At 62.8% G+C, this 15,231-nt stretch carries 11 protein-coding genes; 8 read left to right on the top strand and 3 right to left on the bottom strand.

Features of this window, described 5'->3' with window-relative positions:
• Positions 1 to 71: 71 nt before the first annotated feature.
• Complete coding sequence (locus C816_RS11245; RefSeq protein WP_016322509.1) at positions 72 to 593, bottom strand: rubrerythrin family protein; 522 nt, start codon at positions 591 to 593, stop codon at positions 72 to 74.
• 214 nt (positions 594 to 807) lie between these two features.
• On the opposite strand from C816_RS11245, the gene C816_RS11240 reads away from it, so the two are divergent.
• The 8 genes from C816_RS11240 (at position 808) to C816_RS11205 (ending at position 8,461) form a co-directional block, all read left to right on the top strand.
• Positions 808 to 1,650 (top strand): sulfide/dihydroorotate dehydrogenase-like FAD/NAD-binding protein, encoded by an 843-nt coding sequence (locus tag C816_RS11240; protein ID WP_016322508.1) that lies wholly within the window; start codon positions 808 to 810, stop codon positions 1,648 to 1,650.
• A 2-nt stretch (positions 1,651 to 1,652) separates the two neighbouring features.
• Positions 1,653 to 3,035 (top strand): NADPH-dependent glutamate synthase, encoded by a 1,383-nt coding sequence (gene gltA / locus C816_RS11235; protein ID WP_016322507.1) that lies wholly within the window; start codon positions 1,653 to 1,655, stop codon positions 3,033 to 3,035.
• Between the two features lie 63 nt (positions 3,036 to 3,098).
• The gene (locus C816_RS11230; protein ID WP_016322506.1) at positions 3,099 to 3,917 is read left to right on the top strand and encodes a hypothetical protein; all 819 of its coding nucleotides are present in this window, start codon (positions 3,099 to 3,101) and stop codon (positions 3,915 to 3,917) included.
• Positions 3,918 to 4,227: 310 nt separating this feature from the next.
• Positions 4,228 to 4,512: a zinc ribbon domain-containing protein gene (locus tag C816_RS11225; protein WP_016322505.1), complete on the top strand. Its 285-nt coding sequence runs from the start codon at positions 4,228 to 4,230 to the stop codon at positions 4,510 to 4,512.
• A complete protein-coding gene (locus tag C816_RS11220) occupies positions 4,493 to 4,867 on the top strand; it encodes a DUF2085 domain-containing protein (protein ID WP_016322504.1) in 375 nt (124 codons plus the stop codon). Before C816_RS11225 ends, C816_RS11220 begins: the two co-directional genes overlap by 20 nt.
• Positions 4,868 to 5,092: 225 nt before the next feature.
• Positions 5,093 to 6,220 (top strand): D-alanyl-D-alanine carboxypeptidase family protein, encoded by a 1,128-nt coding sequence (locus tag C816_RS11215; protein ID WP_016322503.1) that lies wholly within the window; start codon positions 5,093 to 5,095, stop codon positions 6,218 to 6,220.
• 311 nt (positions 6,221 to 6,531) lie between these two features.
• On the top strand, positions 6,532 to 7,869 hold the full coding sequence (locus C816_RS11210) for a glucose-6-phosphate isomerase (protein WP_016322502.1): 1,338 nt from the start codon (positions 6,532 to 6,534) through the stop codon (positions 7,867 to 7,869).
• Between the two features lie 181 nt (positions 7,870 to 8,050).
• Entirely contained in the window at positions 8,051 to 8,461 is a 411-nt protein-coding gene (locus C816_RS11205; protein ID WP_016322501.1) for a hypothetical protein, read from the top strand.
• Positions 8,462 to 8,770: 309 nt separating this feature from the next.
• On the opposite strand, the gene C816_RS11200 is transcribed toward C816_RS11205, so the two are convergent.
• Together C816_RS11200 and C816_RS11195 are read right to left on the bottom strand one after the other, a co-directional pair.
• Positions 8,771 to 13,228 carry an S-layer homology domain-containing protein gene (locus C816_RS11200; protein ID WP_016322500.1) on the bottom strand — a complete coding sequence of 1,486 codons (4,458 nt, stop codon included), beginning with the start codon at positions 13,226 to 13,228 and terminating at the stop codon, positions 8,771 to 8,773.
• Positions 13,229 to 13,906: 678 nt separating this feature from the next.
• Positions 13,907 to 15,178 (bottom strand): hypothetical protein, encoded by a 1,272-nt coding sequence (locus tag C816_RS11195; RefSeq protein ID WP_016322499.1) that lies wholly within the window; start codon positions 15,176 to 15,178, stop codon positions 13,907 to 13,909.
• Between the last annotated feature and the right edge of the window lie 53 nt (positions 15,179 to 15,231).

The following is a 15,231-nucleotide window of genomic DNA, read 5'->3' as shown; positions in this document are numbered from 1 at the left end:
TTTCCGGCCTCAGAGCCGCCGCGGCCCCGGCATACGCTCCCTGTGCGCCTAGGCCTTGTTTGAAAAAAGGCCTAGAGGCTGTCAAAATATTCAAACGCCCCAATTGCCTCGCAGGTGTCGCACACATCGGGCCGGCTCTTGAAAACCGCGCCGCAGAATTGACACCGCCAGCCCGACTGCGGCTGCGGGGGCTCCGGCGCCGCGCCCATTTTGGCAAGCAGGGTCAGAAATCTCTGCTCGTGGCTCTGCTCGATGGCCGCCACCTTCTCAAACATCGCGGCCAGCTCCTCCAGACCGTCCTCCCGGGCCTGCCGGGCGAACTCCGGATACATGCTGTGCCACTCGCTGTACTCGCCCTGCGCCGCCTGCAGCAGGCACGCCTTTGTCTCAGAGGGGCGCCCAAACAGCTGCTCATACCAGAACCTGGCGTGCATCATCTCATTGAGCGCCATCTGCTCGAAGGCGTCGGCGACCGCGTCGTCTCCGTTGGCCCGGGCCGCCTGCGCAAAATAGGTGTATTTGTTGCGGGCGATGGACTCTCCGGCCAGCGCTTTGCGGAGATTTTCGGCGGTTTTTGTGTCTTTCAGTTCCATGGGAACACTCCTCCTTTTTTGTCAGGATAACATGACCCTTTGGGAAAGTCAAATGAAAATACTTTTCAGAAAACGGCGGGTTTTTCCGGGATACAGTATCAAAAGCGATTGACGGGTTGGCGTGGTTCGTGTAAAATAGAAAACGTGTATCTGAGGAAAGAGTACCAAACCGCGCAAATCCGAACATCCGAAGATGTGGAAAGAAGGAACCGAAATGTATGAGATCGTAAGAAAAGAGGCCCTGCGCCCCACGGTGACGCTGTACGAGATCAAGGCGCCGCTGATCGCCAAGAAGGCCCAGCCCGGCCAGTTCATCATCCTCCGCGTGGATGAGAACGGCGAGCGCATCCCCATCACCATCAACAACTACGACCCCGAGAAGGGCACCGTCACCATCATCGTCCAGACGGCGGGCGCCACAACGGAGAAGCTCCGCCGCCTGAACCAGGGAGACTGCCTTCAGGACTTTGTCGGCCCCCTGGGCAAGCCCACCGAGACCGCCGGCAAGAAGAAGGTCTGCGTAGTCGGCGGCGGCGTGGGCTGCGCCATTGCCTACCCCGTGCTGAAAAAATTCCACGACGACGGGGCCGAGGTCCACGCCGTGGTGGGCTTTAAGAGCCAGGACCTGGTGATCCTGGAGGAGGACTTCAAGAAGTCCAGCGACAAGCTGGTCATCTGCACCGACGACGGCTCCTACGGCCGCAAGGGCCTTGTCACCGAGGCCCTGAAAGAGCTGCTGGACGAGGGCAACCAGTATGACGAGATCTTCGCCATCGGCCCCATGATTATGATGAAATTTGTCTGCAAGACCACCGAGCCCTACGGCGTGCCCACCACCGTGTCCATGAGCCCCATCATGATCGACGGCACCGGCATGTGCGGCGGCTGCCGCCTGAGCGTTGGCGGCGAGATGAAGTTCGCCTGCGTGGACGGCCCGGACTTCGACGGCCACAAGGTGGACTGGGATCTGGCCGTGAAGCGCAACCAGATGTACGTGCCCTTTGAGAAGCACAAGTACGAGGAGACCTGCAACCTGCTGAAAAAGGAGGCCGAATAACCATGGCCAATATGTCTTTACAGAAAAACCCCATGCCCTCCCAGGACCCCAACGTCCGCAACAAGAACTTTGAGGAGGTTGCCCTGGGGTATACCGAGGCCCAGGCCCTGGACGAGGCGCAGCGGTGCCTCAACTGCAAGAACAAGCCCTGCATGACCGGCTGCCCGGTCATGGTACATATCCCGGAGTTTATCCAGGAGGTGGCCAAGGGCGACTTTGAGGCCGCCTATCAGATCATCGCCGCCACTTCCGCCCTGCCCGCCGTCTGCGGCCGGGTCTGCCCCCAGGAGAGCCAGTGCGAGAAGTACTGCGTCCGGGGCAAGAAGGGCGATCCCGTGGGCATCGGCCGCCTGGAGCGGTTCGTGGCCGACTGGCACAACGCCCACGCCTCCGCCGCCGCGGAGAAGCCCGCCTCCAACGGCCACCGCGTGGCGGTGGTGGGCTCCGGCCCCGCGGGCCTGACCTGCGCCGGCGACCTGGCCCGGAAGGGGTATGAGGTGACGGTGTTTGAGGCGCTGCACCTGGCCGGCGGCGTGCTGGTGTACGGCATTCCCGAGTTCCGTCTGCCCAAGTCCATCGTGCAGAAGGAAGTGGACGGCCTGAAAGCTTTGGGCGTCACCATCGCCACGGACACCGTGGTGGGCCGCACCATCTCCGTCGACGAGCTGATGGAGGAGCAGGGCTTTGAGGCCGTGTTCATCGGCTCCGGCGCGGGCCTGCCCATGTTCATGGACATCCCCGGCGTGAACTACCGGGGCGTATACTCCGCCAACGAGTTCCTGACCCGCATCAATCTGATGAAGGCCTACCTGCCCGGCTCCGACACCCCCATCCAGCGCCCCAAGAAGGTGGCCGTGGTGGGCGGCGGAAACGTGGCCATGGACGCCGCCCGCTGCGCCAAGCGGCTGGGGGCCGAGGTGTACATCGTCTACCGCCGGGGCATGGAGGAACTGCCCGCCCGTAAAGAAGAGGTGGAGCACGCCGAGGAGGAGGGCATCATCTTCAAAACCCTCTGCAACCCGGTGGAGATCTTCGCCGACGAGAACGACGATGTGAACAAGATCCGCTGCATCCAGATGGAGCTGGGCGAGCCCGACGCCTCCGGCCGGCGGCGGCCCATTGAGAAGCCCGGCAGCGAGTTTGACCTGGATGTGGACTGCGTCATCATGTCCCTGGGCACCAGCCCCAACCCCCTGATTAAGTCCACCACCAAGGGCCTGGAGATCAACAAGAAGGGCGGCATCATCGTCAACGAGGACGGTCTGACCTCCCGGGAGAATGTGTACGCCGGCGGCGACGCCGTCACCGGCGCGGCCACCGTCATCCTGGCCATGGGCGCCGGCAAGACCGCCGCCAAGGCCATTGACGAGCAGCTGAGCAAATAAAATCTGACATCGAGGAGGGAGGCGGACGCGGTCCGTCTCCCTCTTTCGTCTGGGGGAATTTTGATGAAATATCAAGGCAGGACGCCGGAGGAAATTGTCCGCAATTACCGTCGGGGCCTCCGGATCAAGCAGGGGCTGATCCTCCTGATTTATGCGGCGTATCTGGTGAGTATCTTCCGCGGGATCTGGTCGCTGGGCAGCGGCCTTGCGACGGTCCTTCCGGCGATAACCCTCCTGGTCGCGCTCACCCTGCCGCTCAACGTCTGGATCTCCTGGGGTTTTTTATCCCTGAACCTGATCCTGAACCAGAACTGCGACCCGGCGACCTATACGGCGGTGTGCCGCCTGCTGCGGGGGACGCATCGACGGCGGCGGAACCGTCTGGCCACGGCCATCAATGAGGCGGTCGGCGCGGAGTGGTGCGGCCGTTTCTCCGAGGCCCTGACCATGACGGACGGTCTGGCGGTTCCGGAGAAGGATGTCTCCAGCCAGCTGCTGGTGCGGAACCTCCGGTTTAACTGCTTTGTCAGGCTGGGAGACCTGGACAGCGCGCGCCGCGTCCAGGAGGACACGGCGCGGTACGCCGGCGCCATCCGCAGGCCCGCCCTGCAAAAGCGGGGCGCGCAGCTCCTGAAGATCATGGACGTGGGCTTCGCGTTTCAGACGGGGGACTACGAAACCCTCCGGCGGCTGGAGGAAGAGCTGAGCGCCGGCTATACGGCCAACATTCAGAAGGTGTCCTCCGCCTTCCGCCTGGCCCGGGCGGACCTGGCTCAGGGGGAGAGGCAAAATGCCAGGGCCCGCCTGGAGATGGTTGTGGAGCGGGGCGGGACGCTTTACATTGTGGAAGAGGCCAGGGCGCTGCTGGCGGAGCTGGAGTAGGGGCCGCGCCCTGTCTTGGCCCGTCCGCCGAAAATCCGGCGTTTTGGGGAAAACGGACAGCGCCCCGCACCTGCAAAGCCGCAGCCGAAAACAACAATCGCGGATAGTTGACAAATAGGGACAGCCGGTATAAAATACAATTGCCCATAATATGGGCAATGCCCGCGTAATACCGTAAAATTTCATAAACAGTATGGAATCATGGCGTATACGCCATGATTGGGTTTTTCTAAGAAAAACCCAATCCCTCTCTGCTAATTTTTTCGGGCCTGCGCGGACGCGAAATACATAGTTTGGAGGAGAAAGTGTTATGGCATTTTGCAAGAAGTGTGGAGCGGAAATTAGTGAGCAGGCCAGCGAGTGCCCTCGCTGCGGCGCGGCTCAGACCCCGCAGACAGCGGATAACGGCGGGTTTCTTTGGGGACTGCTGGGCTTCTGCATTCCCCTGGTGGGTCTGATTCTGTTCCTGGTGTGGAAGGACACCAAGCCCAGGACCAGTAAAGCCGCCGGCATGGGCGCTCTGGTGAGTGTCATCTGCGGCGTTTTGTTCTACGTGTTGATGTTCGTCATCGGCATTGGCGCGGCAATGCTTTAAGGCGTGGCTTTGCAAGTGGCTTCCCATCTTCTTCGGATGCCACTGCCGGCCGGACCGCTCCTTTTTCTATAAGGGGAAGCAGTTTCCGATTTGTGCCCGCTGTACAGGAGAGCTGGCGGGCATTCTGGCCGCCCTGGCCACATGGCGGCTGGGCCATCCCGGGCCCCTATGGTCTGCGGCGATGCTGCTTCCGCTGGTGCTGGACGGCGTGATTCAGCTTCGCACAGCCTACGAGAGCCGGAACCGGCGCCGGCTGTGGACAGGCATCCTGTTTGGGTATGGGCTGACCAGCCTTCTGCTGTTGTCCGCCATATGGGTATTCCGCCAGGGATACGCCTTTGGGCAGACACTTTAATCAACGAGACGGCTGAACGGCTGCCGCGGAATGCGGCGGCCGTTCGGCTGTTTTCTGCGGACATCGCGCCCGCAGGTCCTCCGGCGCATCATGCGGACGGTGCGGAGGAAGCGCCCCGCCGGAGACGCCGGACTCCCGCTTTCGTTCAAGGCGCTTCCATTGGGCCTGTCATGAATGTCCGCCCGGTTTCATAGAGTTTACCAATGCTGCAAGGGGGGAATCTCTATGAAACGACTGATTGCGCTGCTGTGCGCCGTACTGGCGCTGACGGCCGGCGCCAAGGCCGTGGACGTCTCCGCGCCCTCGGCCCTGCTGATGGAGAAGGAGACGGGCGCCGTCCTCTTCGCCAAGGACGAACACACCCAGCGGGAGCCCGCCAGCGTCACCAAGGTCATGACGCTGCTGCTGGCCATGGAGGCCATCGACAGCGGCCAGCTGAGCTACGACACCATGGTCACCGCCTCCGCCCACGCCTGCTCCATGGGCGGCAGCCAGATCTGGCTGAAGGAGAATGAGCAGATGACCGTGGACGAGATGCTCAAGGCCGTCTGCGTGGTCTCCGCCAACGACTGCGCCGTGGCCCTGGCGGAGCAGATCGCCGGCAGCGAGGAGGCCTTTGTGGAGCGCATGAACCAGCGGGCCAGGGAGCTGGGCATGAACGACACCACCTTCCAAAACGCCACAGGCCTGCCGGCGGCGGGCCACGTCACCTCCGCCTACGACATTGCCCTCATGAGCCGGGAGCTGGTGCTGAACCACCCGGACATCCGCAAGTACACCACCATCTGGATGGACACCCTGCGGGGCGGGGAGTCCCAGCTGGTGAACACCAACCGCCTGGTGCGCTTTTACCAGGGGGCCACGGGCCTCAAGACCGGCTCCACGGACAACGCCCTCTACTGCCTCTCCGCCACGGCGGAGCGGGACGGCATGGAGCTCATCGCCGTCATCATGAAGGGGGCCACCTCCGCCCAGCGGTTTGAGGACGCCCAGACGCTGCTGAACTACGGCTTTGCCGGGTACACCCTGACCAGAATCGTGCCGGAGACGCCCCTGGCCCCGGTGCCGGTGGCCCTGGGCGCCCAGGCCACGGTCCAGCCGGTGCTGGGGGACGGCGGGGCGCTGCTGCTGGAGCGGTCCAAGGCCGCCGGATTACAGCAGACCGTCACCCTGGCGGAGTCCGTGGAGGCCCCCGTGGCTCTGGGAGACAGCCTGGGGACATTGACCGTCACCTCCGGAGACGGCGGGGAGGTCGTGGCTGAGATTCCGCTGCTGGCGGGGGAGGAGGTGCCCCGGCTCACCTTCTGGCAGATGTTCCTGCGGACGCTGCGCACAGCCTTTTTGGCGGATTGACCAAAGGCGCGTCCATTTTTCGGCGGGACTGTGACGGTTTTCTCTTGCCCCCGGTCCGCCGGGATGGTATACTTTACTCTGTAACAGCGGCAGTTTGGGCCGCGTTTCTGGGGAATCGCCGGTAAGACCCCATGCGCATTTTCGTGCCATCAATGTCCGCCGGGCGGCGTCAGAAAACCTTGCGCTCTCCGGGGGTTTCAAGCGTTTTTGGCGCGGCGCGGCGGAAAGAGCCCCGCGGCTCAGGCGTTTTGATATTTTTTTGGCAAGGCCCAATCGGCGCTTCCCCGGCACATAAGAAAGGATCGATGATTATGTTGGATGTCAAGCTGTTCCAGATGGAGACCTTCCTCTCCGAGCCCTATGAGGATTCCCTGGCCCCCCTGCTGAAAAGCGCCCATGAGCGCCTCCAGGACGGCTCTGGCCTGGGCGGGGATTTTACCGGCTGGGTCCACCTGCCCCGGGACTACGACAAGGAGGAGTTCGCCCGCATCAAGGCCGCCGCGGCCAAGATCCAGGGGAACTCCCAGGCCCTGGTGGTCATCGGCATCGGCGGGTCCTACCTGGGCGCCCGGGGCGTCATCGACTGCCTGTGCTCTCCCAACTACAACCTGAAAAAGAAGAGCACGCCCAACGTCTACTTTATGGGCAACGGCCTCTCCGCCGACGCCATGCAGGAGGTTCTGGACCTGCTGGAGGGCGTGGACTTCTCCGTCAACGTCATCTCCAAGTCCGGCACCACCACCGAGCCCGCCGTGGCCTTCCGCTTCTTCCGGGCGGAGCTGGAGAAGCGGTACGGCAAAGAGGGGGCCAGGGAGCGCATCTTCGCCACCACCGACAAGGCCCGGGGAGCCTTGAAATCCCTGGCCACCGCCGAGGGGTGGGAGACCTTCGTGGTGCCCGACGAGGTGGGCGGCCGCTACTCCGTGCTCACCGCCGTGGGCCTGCTGCCCATCGCCGTGGCCGGCGTTGACATCGGCGCCCTCATGGGCGGCGCGGCGGAGATGATGGACCTCTGCGCCGCTAAGCCCTCCTACGAGTGCCCCGCCTGGCGCTACGCCGCCGCCCGCACCGCGCTGTACCGCGCCGGGAAGCCCATCGAGGTCCTGGCCTGCTACGACCCCGCCTTCCGCTTCATGCTGGAGTGGTGGAAGCAGCTCTACGGCGAGAGCGAGGGCAAGGACGGCAAGGGCCTCTTCCCCGCAAGCGTGGAGTTCACCGCGGACCTGCACTCCATGGGCCAGTATATGCAGGACGGCACCCGGAACATCTTTGAGACCGTGGTGCGCCTGGGGGCCTCGGAGCACCAGCTGTACGTTCCCCGGGACGAGGACGACGGCGACGGGCTGAACTTCCTGGCGGGCAAGCCCATGGACTTCATCCGGGACCGGGCCATGGAGGGCACCTTGCTGGCCCACACCGAGGGCGGCGTGCCCAACCTGATCGTGGAGGCCGGCGGCAAGGACGCCCGGAGCCTGGGCCAGCTGATCTACTTCTTCGAGTATGCCTGCGGCCTCTCCGGCTATTTGCTGGAGGTGAACCCCTTCGACCAGCCCGGCGTGGAGGCCTACAAGAAGAATATGTTCGCCCTGCTGGGCAAGCCCGGCTACGAGGAGCGGAAGGCGGAGCTGGAGGCGAAGCTGAATAAGTAAAAATCGGAGGGCGGCGCCGCAGGGCGCCGCTTTTCGCCCTTTTTCGACAGGCGCGCGTAGAAATTTTGTGAATAAATCCCAAACTCGCGTTTTTTGCATTGTTTTTTTCCGGGGACTATGGTATCCTTAACATATCAAAGTCTCCCCGAACGGAGATTCTAAATGACAGGAGTGATTTGATATGGTCAGACTGATTATGGGCACGAAGGGCTCCGGCAAGACCAAGCAGCTCATCGAATTGATCAACAACGCGGCAAAGGACGAGCCCGGCCACGTGGTATGCATTGAGGCAAACCGCAATATGACATATGATATTCACTATCATATCCGCCTCATCGACGCGCAGGAGTACAAGCTGGACAACTACGATCTGTACCGGGGATTCATCAGCGGCCTGTACGCCGGCAACTACGACATCTCCCATGTGTTTATCGACAATCTGCTCAAGACCGTGGGCCAGGGCATCAACGGTGAGACCGAGGCGTTTTTGAACTGGCTGGACGCCTTCGGCGAGCGCAACGGCATCAAGTTCACCGTTACCATCAGTGCGGATGTCTCCGCCGCCACCGAGGGGATGCAGAAATTCCTGTAAGGAAGCCCTCTGTCTGCGGAACATAAGCCGCCGCGGGACGCGCGGACAGCAAGACGAACCGGCGGCAGGAAAACAAAGACTGCGAAGAGCGGCGCTGCGAAGGCAGCGCCGCTCCTGTTTCCGGCCGAATGCGTCCGCGGCCGCCAGAATTGACGGCGGGCGGGAATCCTCCGCTGGCCTGCGGCGGCGTCGGGAGCACGCCTTTTTGCAAAGCGGCAGGGATTTGGGCTGCTGTAAAGGATGGGGAAAGGCCCCCGGCTTTCGCCGGGGGCCTTTTTGTTCAAGCAATCATTACCTGAGTACCAGCGCTTACGACACGGACACAGTGATGGCAAAGGCATCAGCGGTGATTGTCTTGACGGTAGCGGTCACAGTGATTACGGCCAACGTGCCCGCATCACCTGCACCGGTAGAAGCTACGCCCGGGGTAGTCAGCTCAACTGTGGCTGCTTTCTCGCCCGTAGTCTCGAAAGAACCCTTGGTGCTGGTGACAGTGGCGGTCTTGCTCTCGAAGGTCGTCTCAGTGAGATCAGCGGCGGCATCCTGGGTCAAGGTAAAGGTGATAGTATCACCCACAGAGACCTTGGCGGGAATGGTGCCGCCAACGGTCCAGCCAGCCACGTCGTCGCCACCGGCGATATTGGCCTTGGCCAGAGTGGCAAACAGCTTGACAGCAACCTTGTTGGCGCTCATCATCTCGCTGCCGTTCGCAGGTGTATAGCCCACCTGGATCTCCGCGGCGTCCGTAGTGCCTGCGGCATCCCAAGCCAGACCACTGGCATCAGCGGCCAGAGTTCTGGTAGCCACATTGTTGTTTTCCTCGGTGCCGTAGGTAACCTCAACCTGCAGGCCCGCATCCTCAGCGGCGGCCTTTACAGCGTCAGCGTCACCGTCGTACTTGACCTCGAGCGTAATGTCAGCTGCGCGCGCGGCCGGCAGAATCTCGACCTTGGTCACGTCGGTGCGCTCCTGAACCTGCACATAGATCACATCGCTGTCAGTGCTCTTGACGAGCTTGGTGAAGGTCGTGCCGGTAGCTCCGGTCGTGAGCACGAAACCATCGGGAATCTTCGTGAAGTGCGTGGCGTTCAGATCGGCGAAGCCGGCAGCATCCAGGGTGAGGGTAACATTCTGATAGCCCACCTGGCTGCTGGCCTTGGTAGTATCGTTGGTAAAGTCCGTAGAATAGGCCACGCGCACGGTCTTGGTGCCGGTAGTGGGCCCTTCTCCGCCGCCGCCAATGAGCTCATACTCGAAGGTCACGCTCTTGTTGGCGGCGTTCTTCTCCCAGGTGACGGGGATGCTATCCAGCTTGGGCTGGTAGCCGGCCTTGATGGGGGCGCCGTTCAGGGTGTCGGGGTTAGCGACATCCACGATGGTGCCGACGGCGGGCTTGGCAACCTGGATGGTCCGCCAGTACTCAGCGGCGTCGCTGCCGGGGAACCTGACGTTGATGATCACGTCCATGGTGGCGCCGCCGACGTTGGTGTTGTTGCGGTTCTGCACCATGGTGTCAGAGTAGAACACGATCCACTCGGCGACGCCCTGGCTGTTCAGAACGGCGGTGATGATGCCGCGGAACTCCTTGGTAGCGGCAGAAGTGGTGTCAGCGTCGCCCAGGCTGTCAATGGCCTCCTGAACAGTGCTGTACGCACGGGTTTCCATATCAGCCTTCTGAGCGCCCTGCTCATCCACATAGCCCTCGGGCTGAATCACAACGGCCTTGGCGTCGCGGACGAAGTCCACGCCGTAGTCGTGCTGGCTGGCGTCAATATACAGGGTGCGGCCCTGGAGCTTCAGGGTGCCCATCTGGGTGGTCTTGAAGGTGAAGTCGTTGGAATAGGCGGCCTTATGCTCCTCGGCGTTGTTCCGGGGACGCTCAACCCACGTGAAGACGGTGACGGTATCGCCGGTGGCGGCATGGGTCGTACCGGTATTGCCGGTCAGAACCACATCGTAGACGGTCTCGTTGTCCTTCACCTTATGACCGCCGGTCAGGACCTCGGCGAACGGATAGCCGTAGATCTTGTCGGTAGCAGAGGTGGCGTCGGTATCGTCGCGGTCCAGCTCCTTCACGTCGGTGACGATCTCGCTGTCGGCGGCCTTGTAGCGCAGCTCAACGATCTCGAACTGGTTGTTGCGCATGGTGTCGATGGTGCTGGCGAACTTGCTCTCGGCCTCCTGCTTGACAACCTCGCCGTTGATAACGGCCTCGAACTGCCAGTAGTAGGTGCCGTTCTCATAGCGCTCGTACTTCACGGGATCGAGAATGTAAGCCTTGGTGCCGTTGTTGCCCTCGGCCTCGCCCAGGATGACGGCGCCGATGATAAAGTTGTTCTTGTCAAACACGGCGTAGGCGTTTTCGCCCAGGTAGCTGTGGTCGCCGTTCTGAATGTAGTTGTTCTGGGGATTGGCAGCAACGTCGGTCGTGGACGTCCAATTGTTGGCGGGAGTAGCAGCCAGAGCGCCGCCCTTGGAGGCACGGTAGTCGCCCACAACACGGTCGGTCAGCCGGGTGATGATGTCCACATCCTGCACGCCGGTGTAGACGCCGTTGACTTCGGTGATGGCCTTGGTGATCTTGCCCTGGCCGACGCCGGAGCCAACATAAGCGCCGCTGACATCGTCGGTGTCCACAGTGATGAAGACGGAGTCATCCTCGCCGTAAGCGCGCATGGAGGTCAGGTCAAATTTGGCGGGACCAGCACCGATGTTCACGGTGCTGTTGACGTAGGTCATGGTCTCGCCCATCAGCAGAGCCTCGTCGTCATCCACGCCGTCCAGACGCAGCTTGGCGCAGTTCATCTTCAGCTCGCTGTCGGCGGCGTTGTCGGTCTTAGCGGCCAGCATCATGGCCTCGCCGTCCTTGTTCACACAGGGCTTCAGGGTGTACACGCCGGCCTCGGTCACGGTGTAGGTGTACCAGCGGTTCAGCAGGAACACGCCGTCACTGGCGTTGGTGCCCCAGGTCTGATAGTAGGCCTGCGCATTGGTGTCGCCGTTCGAGGTGACCATGCTCTCGATGTTCTTGTTGGTATCCTTCACGTTAACGGTCATGGTCTCCATGGTGCCGTCCAGGAAGATGCCGGAGGCCTCAGCCGTCTTGATGGAGAGGTTGCTGTTGCGCATGTCGTAGCCGGTCACGAACACATACTGACGGGTGCCCTCGAACAGGTCGATGCCGATGAAGTAGCCGTACTTGTCCAGGTACACGTTGTAGGTGTTGGTGGTCAGCAGGTCGGCGTCGTACTGGTTCAGAGTGTCGGCGTCATAGTAGGCGCGGTTGCTCTTCTTGTACTCGTTGCCGTTGGTGGTCAGGGTCTTGGGATAGAGGGCGGCGGTGTTGTCGTCCTTGCCGTTGGAGAACTTGGTGACAGTGCTCTGCTCCAGGATCTCGGGCTCCTCCAGGTCAACGATCTCCAGCAGAGTGGTGTCCTTGTCGGACATCCGCACCAGATAGAAGGTGTCGCCGGTGACGTCGGCGGCCTCGGGAACGTCCTCGGAGTGGGCGCTCTTGCTGACGCTGACAACGCCGCTGGAGGTCAGGCCCTTGAAGATCTTGAAAGAGGCGGTCTCGCGGCTCTCGTTGTAAGAGCTGGTGGCCTGGCCCAGCCAAGTGTGGATGGAGACAATGCGGATGATCTCGGCGTCGTCGTCCTTGAAGATCTCGGTGAGAACGCCGTTGCCGGTGATGCCCAGATCGTCGGTGTTGGAACGCTTCAGCTCGGCGGAGGCGATCTCCTCATCCGTGCCGGCATAGTTGTACTGAGCATAGTCGGTGGAAGCGGTACCGGTGCTGTTGTTGGCCTCGTGGCCGTCGACATAGACCTCGAGGTCATAGTCGCGGATCACGGCGGAGCCCAGCAGGTCGTACAGGTCGCGGCCGGAAACGCCGGTGGTGTAGGTCTCCAGCAGCTTGTCGGTGTCGGTCCAGGTGCCGATCTGCACCTTCTTGTCGTACACCCAGGTGTGGGCGGGACGCTCGAACTTGTCGCTGTCGGGAGCCTTCACCAGCTTGCTGAAGTACTCCTCGGCAAACTGGATGATCTCATCCTCGCGGATGTTGTTCACCCGGCTCTGCTGAGACTTCCAGGTACGGCTCTGCGCGCCGCCGGAGGACAGAGTGACCTCAGTGCCGTTGATGTTGGTGGTCAGGCGCTGGCCGTACTCCACCAGATCAGCCTGCAGAGTGTTGAAGGCGTACAGGCAGGCCTCCTCACGGGTCACGGCCTTGATGCCGTTAAACTCCTCCACAAGGCCCTTGTTCAGGCCGATGCCGATGGCCTGCTTGGCCACGTTGATGGACCAGTTGGCGCCAACGTAGCTCTCCAGAGTGGCGTCATAGCCCAGGGCGCCCAGCAGCATCTTCATGAAGGCGTAGCCGGTCAGGGTGCCGCCGGGACGGAAAGAGCCGTCGGCGTAGCCGCTGATGATGCCTTCCTTCTGGCAGTAGGCGATGTAGCCGGCGAACTCGCCGTTGGCGGGCACGTCCCGATAGGGGGCGGTGTCCGCGTGCAGCTCGGCGGCGGTGGTGGGACCCAGGATCAGGTTGCAGATGATCTTCGCGGCAGCCTGACGGGTCAGGGTGTTTGCGGGCTTGAAGTCGCCGTCGGCATAGCCGTCGACCACTCCAATTTCGGAGATCACAGCTACGGCTTCATCATAGGTGATGCTGTCGTCGTCCGTGAAGTCCTTGGCCCCGGCGCTGACGGTCACGAGACTCATGACCATAACCAGCGTCAGGACCAGAGAGAGAAATCTCTTCATGGGGTATCCTCCTTTTTTAATTTTGCGAACCGTCCGCCGGAGGGCTTCGGGAACCGTCCGGGCTTCGTGCCGGGGCTAGCTCCCCGCCGCCGGGCCTGTAACCGGTGACGGGGTCCGGCACCAGGCCGGGAAGAGCGCCGGAGCGTCCAACGCCCGCTTCGCAGGTTCAATTTACCAGCCCGAATTTGGTCTGTCTACGATTTCGGGCCTTTTGTTAAGAAGGTGAAAAACGCGGCGCAATGCGCTTTTGCGGTTTGTCGGGAGGGAATAACAAGGGGGGTCATGGGGCTGGGGCATGCTCAGAGGGGGGATGGTCTGCACAGGGGGGAATGGCCCGCACAGGGGGGGATGGCCCGCACAGGGGTGCGGGCCCCACAGTGGAAGTGCCCAGCACCATAGCGGGGCTGGGCACACAATGGAAGTTCCCCTGCCTCACAGGGGGGCTGGGTCCACAGTGAAAGCTCCCTGCCTCACAGGGGGGTCTGGGTCCACAGTGAAAGCTCCCGGCCTTACAGAGGAGTTTGGTCCCGCAATGGAAGTTCCTGGAAGGGCGGAGAGGGACAAAATCAGGACCTGTACTCAACAGATGTGAATACAGGTCCTCAAAGTGGTACTGTCCATCAACGGGAGCCGGCACTGATTTGTGGGGCCCGCACCCCTGTGCGGGCCATCCCCCCATTACTCCGCCTTCCTCTCCTCCGGCGGAGGGAGAAAATATTTCTGCCCATCCTGGGCCAGGGCCCCGGCGGCCACCATGCGCTTTAACAGCAGCGTGCACTGGCGGGGCTCAATGCGCAGCAGGCCGCAGATGTCCTGCCGGTAGGCAAAGCCCGCCTGCTCCAGATAGCCCACCACGGCGGCGGGCTGCTCCTCCGGCGGCACCACCGTGCCGGGGAGGTAGTATTTGCCTCCCACCCGCACCAGCCGGCCCAGGTCCGTCAGACGCCGCAGGCGGCCGTAGACGGCGGTCTTGGACAGCCCCAGCAGGGTCATGATCTCTCCCCGGGAGACGGGCCCCCGCCGGGCAGCCAGGTCCAGAATTTTGGCGTCCTCGTCCTCCCGGGTCTCGTCCCGCCGCAGGTCCCGCAGGGAGACGTGCTCCATGCCGCCCCGGATCAGCGCCGCCCGGGTGATGCGGGACAGCCGGGGCAGGTCCAGGGGACGGCGGGACTGGGCGGTCAGCAGGACATGGGGGCCGCAGTCCGCCTGGCGGCGCCGGGTGTCCAGCAGCAGACGGTGGGCGGCGTTGGTCAGGGAAACCTCCCGGTCCGGCAGGCGGAGGACGTTTTCCGCAAAGTCCACCTGGTCCCAGGTCAGAGAGATGATCTCCACCGCCTGGAGGCCCAGCTGCCAGGTGAGCCACAGGGCCAGTCCCGCGGGCGTGTCCCGCTCGGCCTGGAGGACCTTCCACAGCTTGAACTCGTCCACCTGGGCGGTCTCTGCCCGGGCGGCAGGCTTTTTCTCCGGCACAAAGGCGGCGAACCGGGCCTGGAGGGCGGCCACTTCCACGCCGCTGATCCGAGCCACGGCGGGCCAGTCCTGGGTCTCCAGCTGGCGGATGATCCAGTCGTGGCGCAGGTCCATCAGCCGCACCCCGGTCTGGCCGCCCCGGTCCAGGGCCGTCCGGGCCAGACGGGAGATGGACTCCGGCCGCAGCGGCCTGCCGTCCCGGCTGGAGGCTGCGGCGAAGGGACTCTCCTCCGCATGCCGTTCGTAACGGCGCCAGAGATACGACCGCAGCTCCGGCGCCAGGGGAACCATTCTGTCCGGCAGCTCCAGGCGGCTGTCCAGAAACGAGACCTGCTCCCACCGCAGTTGGGCGATTTCGTCCCGGGTCAGGCCCGCCAGCCACGCCAGACGAAGGATGACGCCTCCCGGCCCGGCGGGCTCCTGCGCCAGGATGCGTTCCATAGTGGCCCTGTCGGGCCGGGTGAAAACGTATTCCCGCACGGCGTCCTCCTTTCCCGGCGGCCGGTTTTGTTATGAACGCATGACAACTCCGG

The organism is Oscillibacter sp. 1-3, assembly GCF_000403435.2.
Classification (GTDB): Bacteria; Bacillota; Clostridia; order Oscillospirales; family Oscillospiraceae; genus Oscillibacter.
Note: the sequence above shows the minus strand (reverse complement) of the source record. Positions and strands in the feature narration are given on the sequence as shown.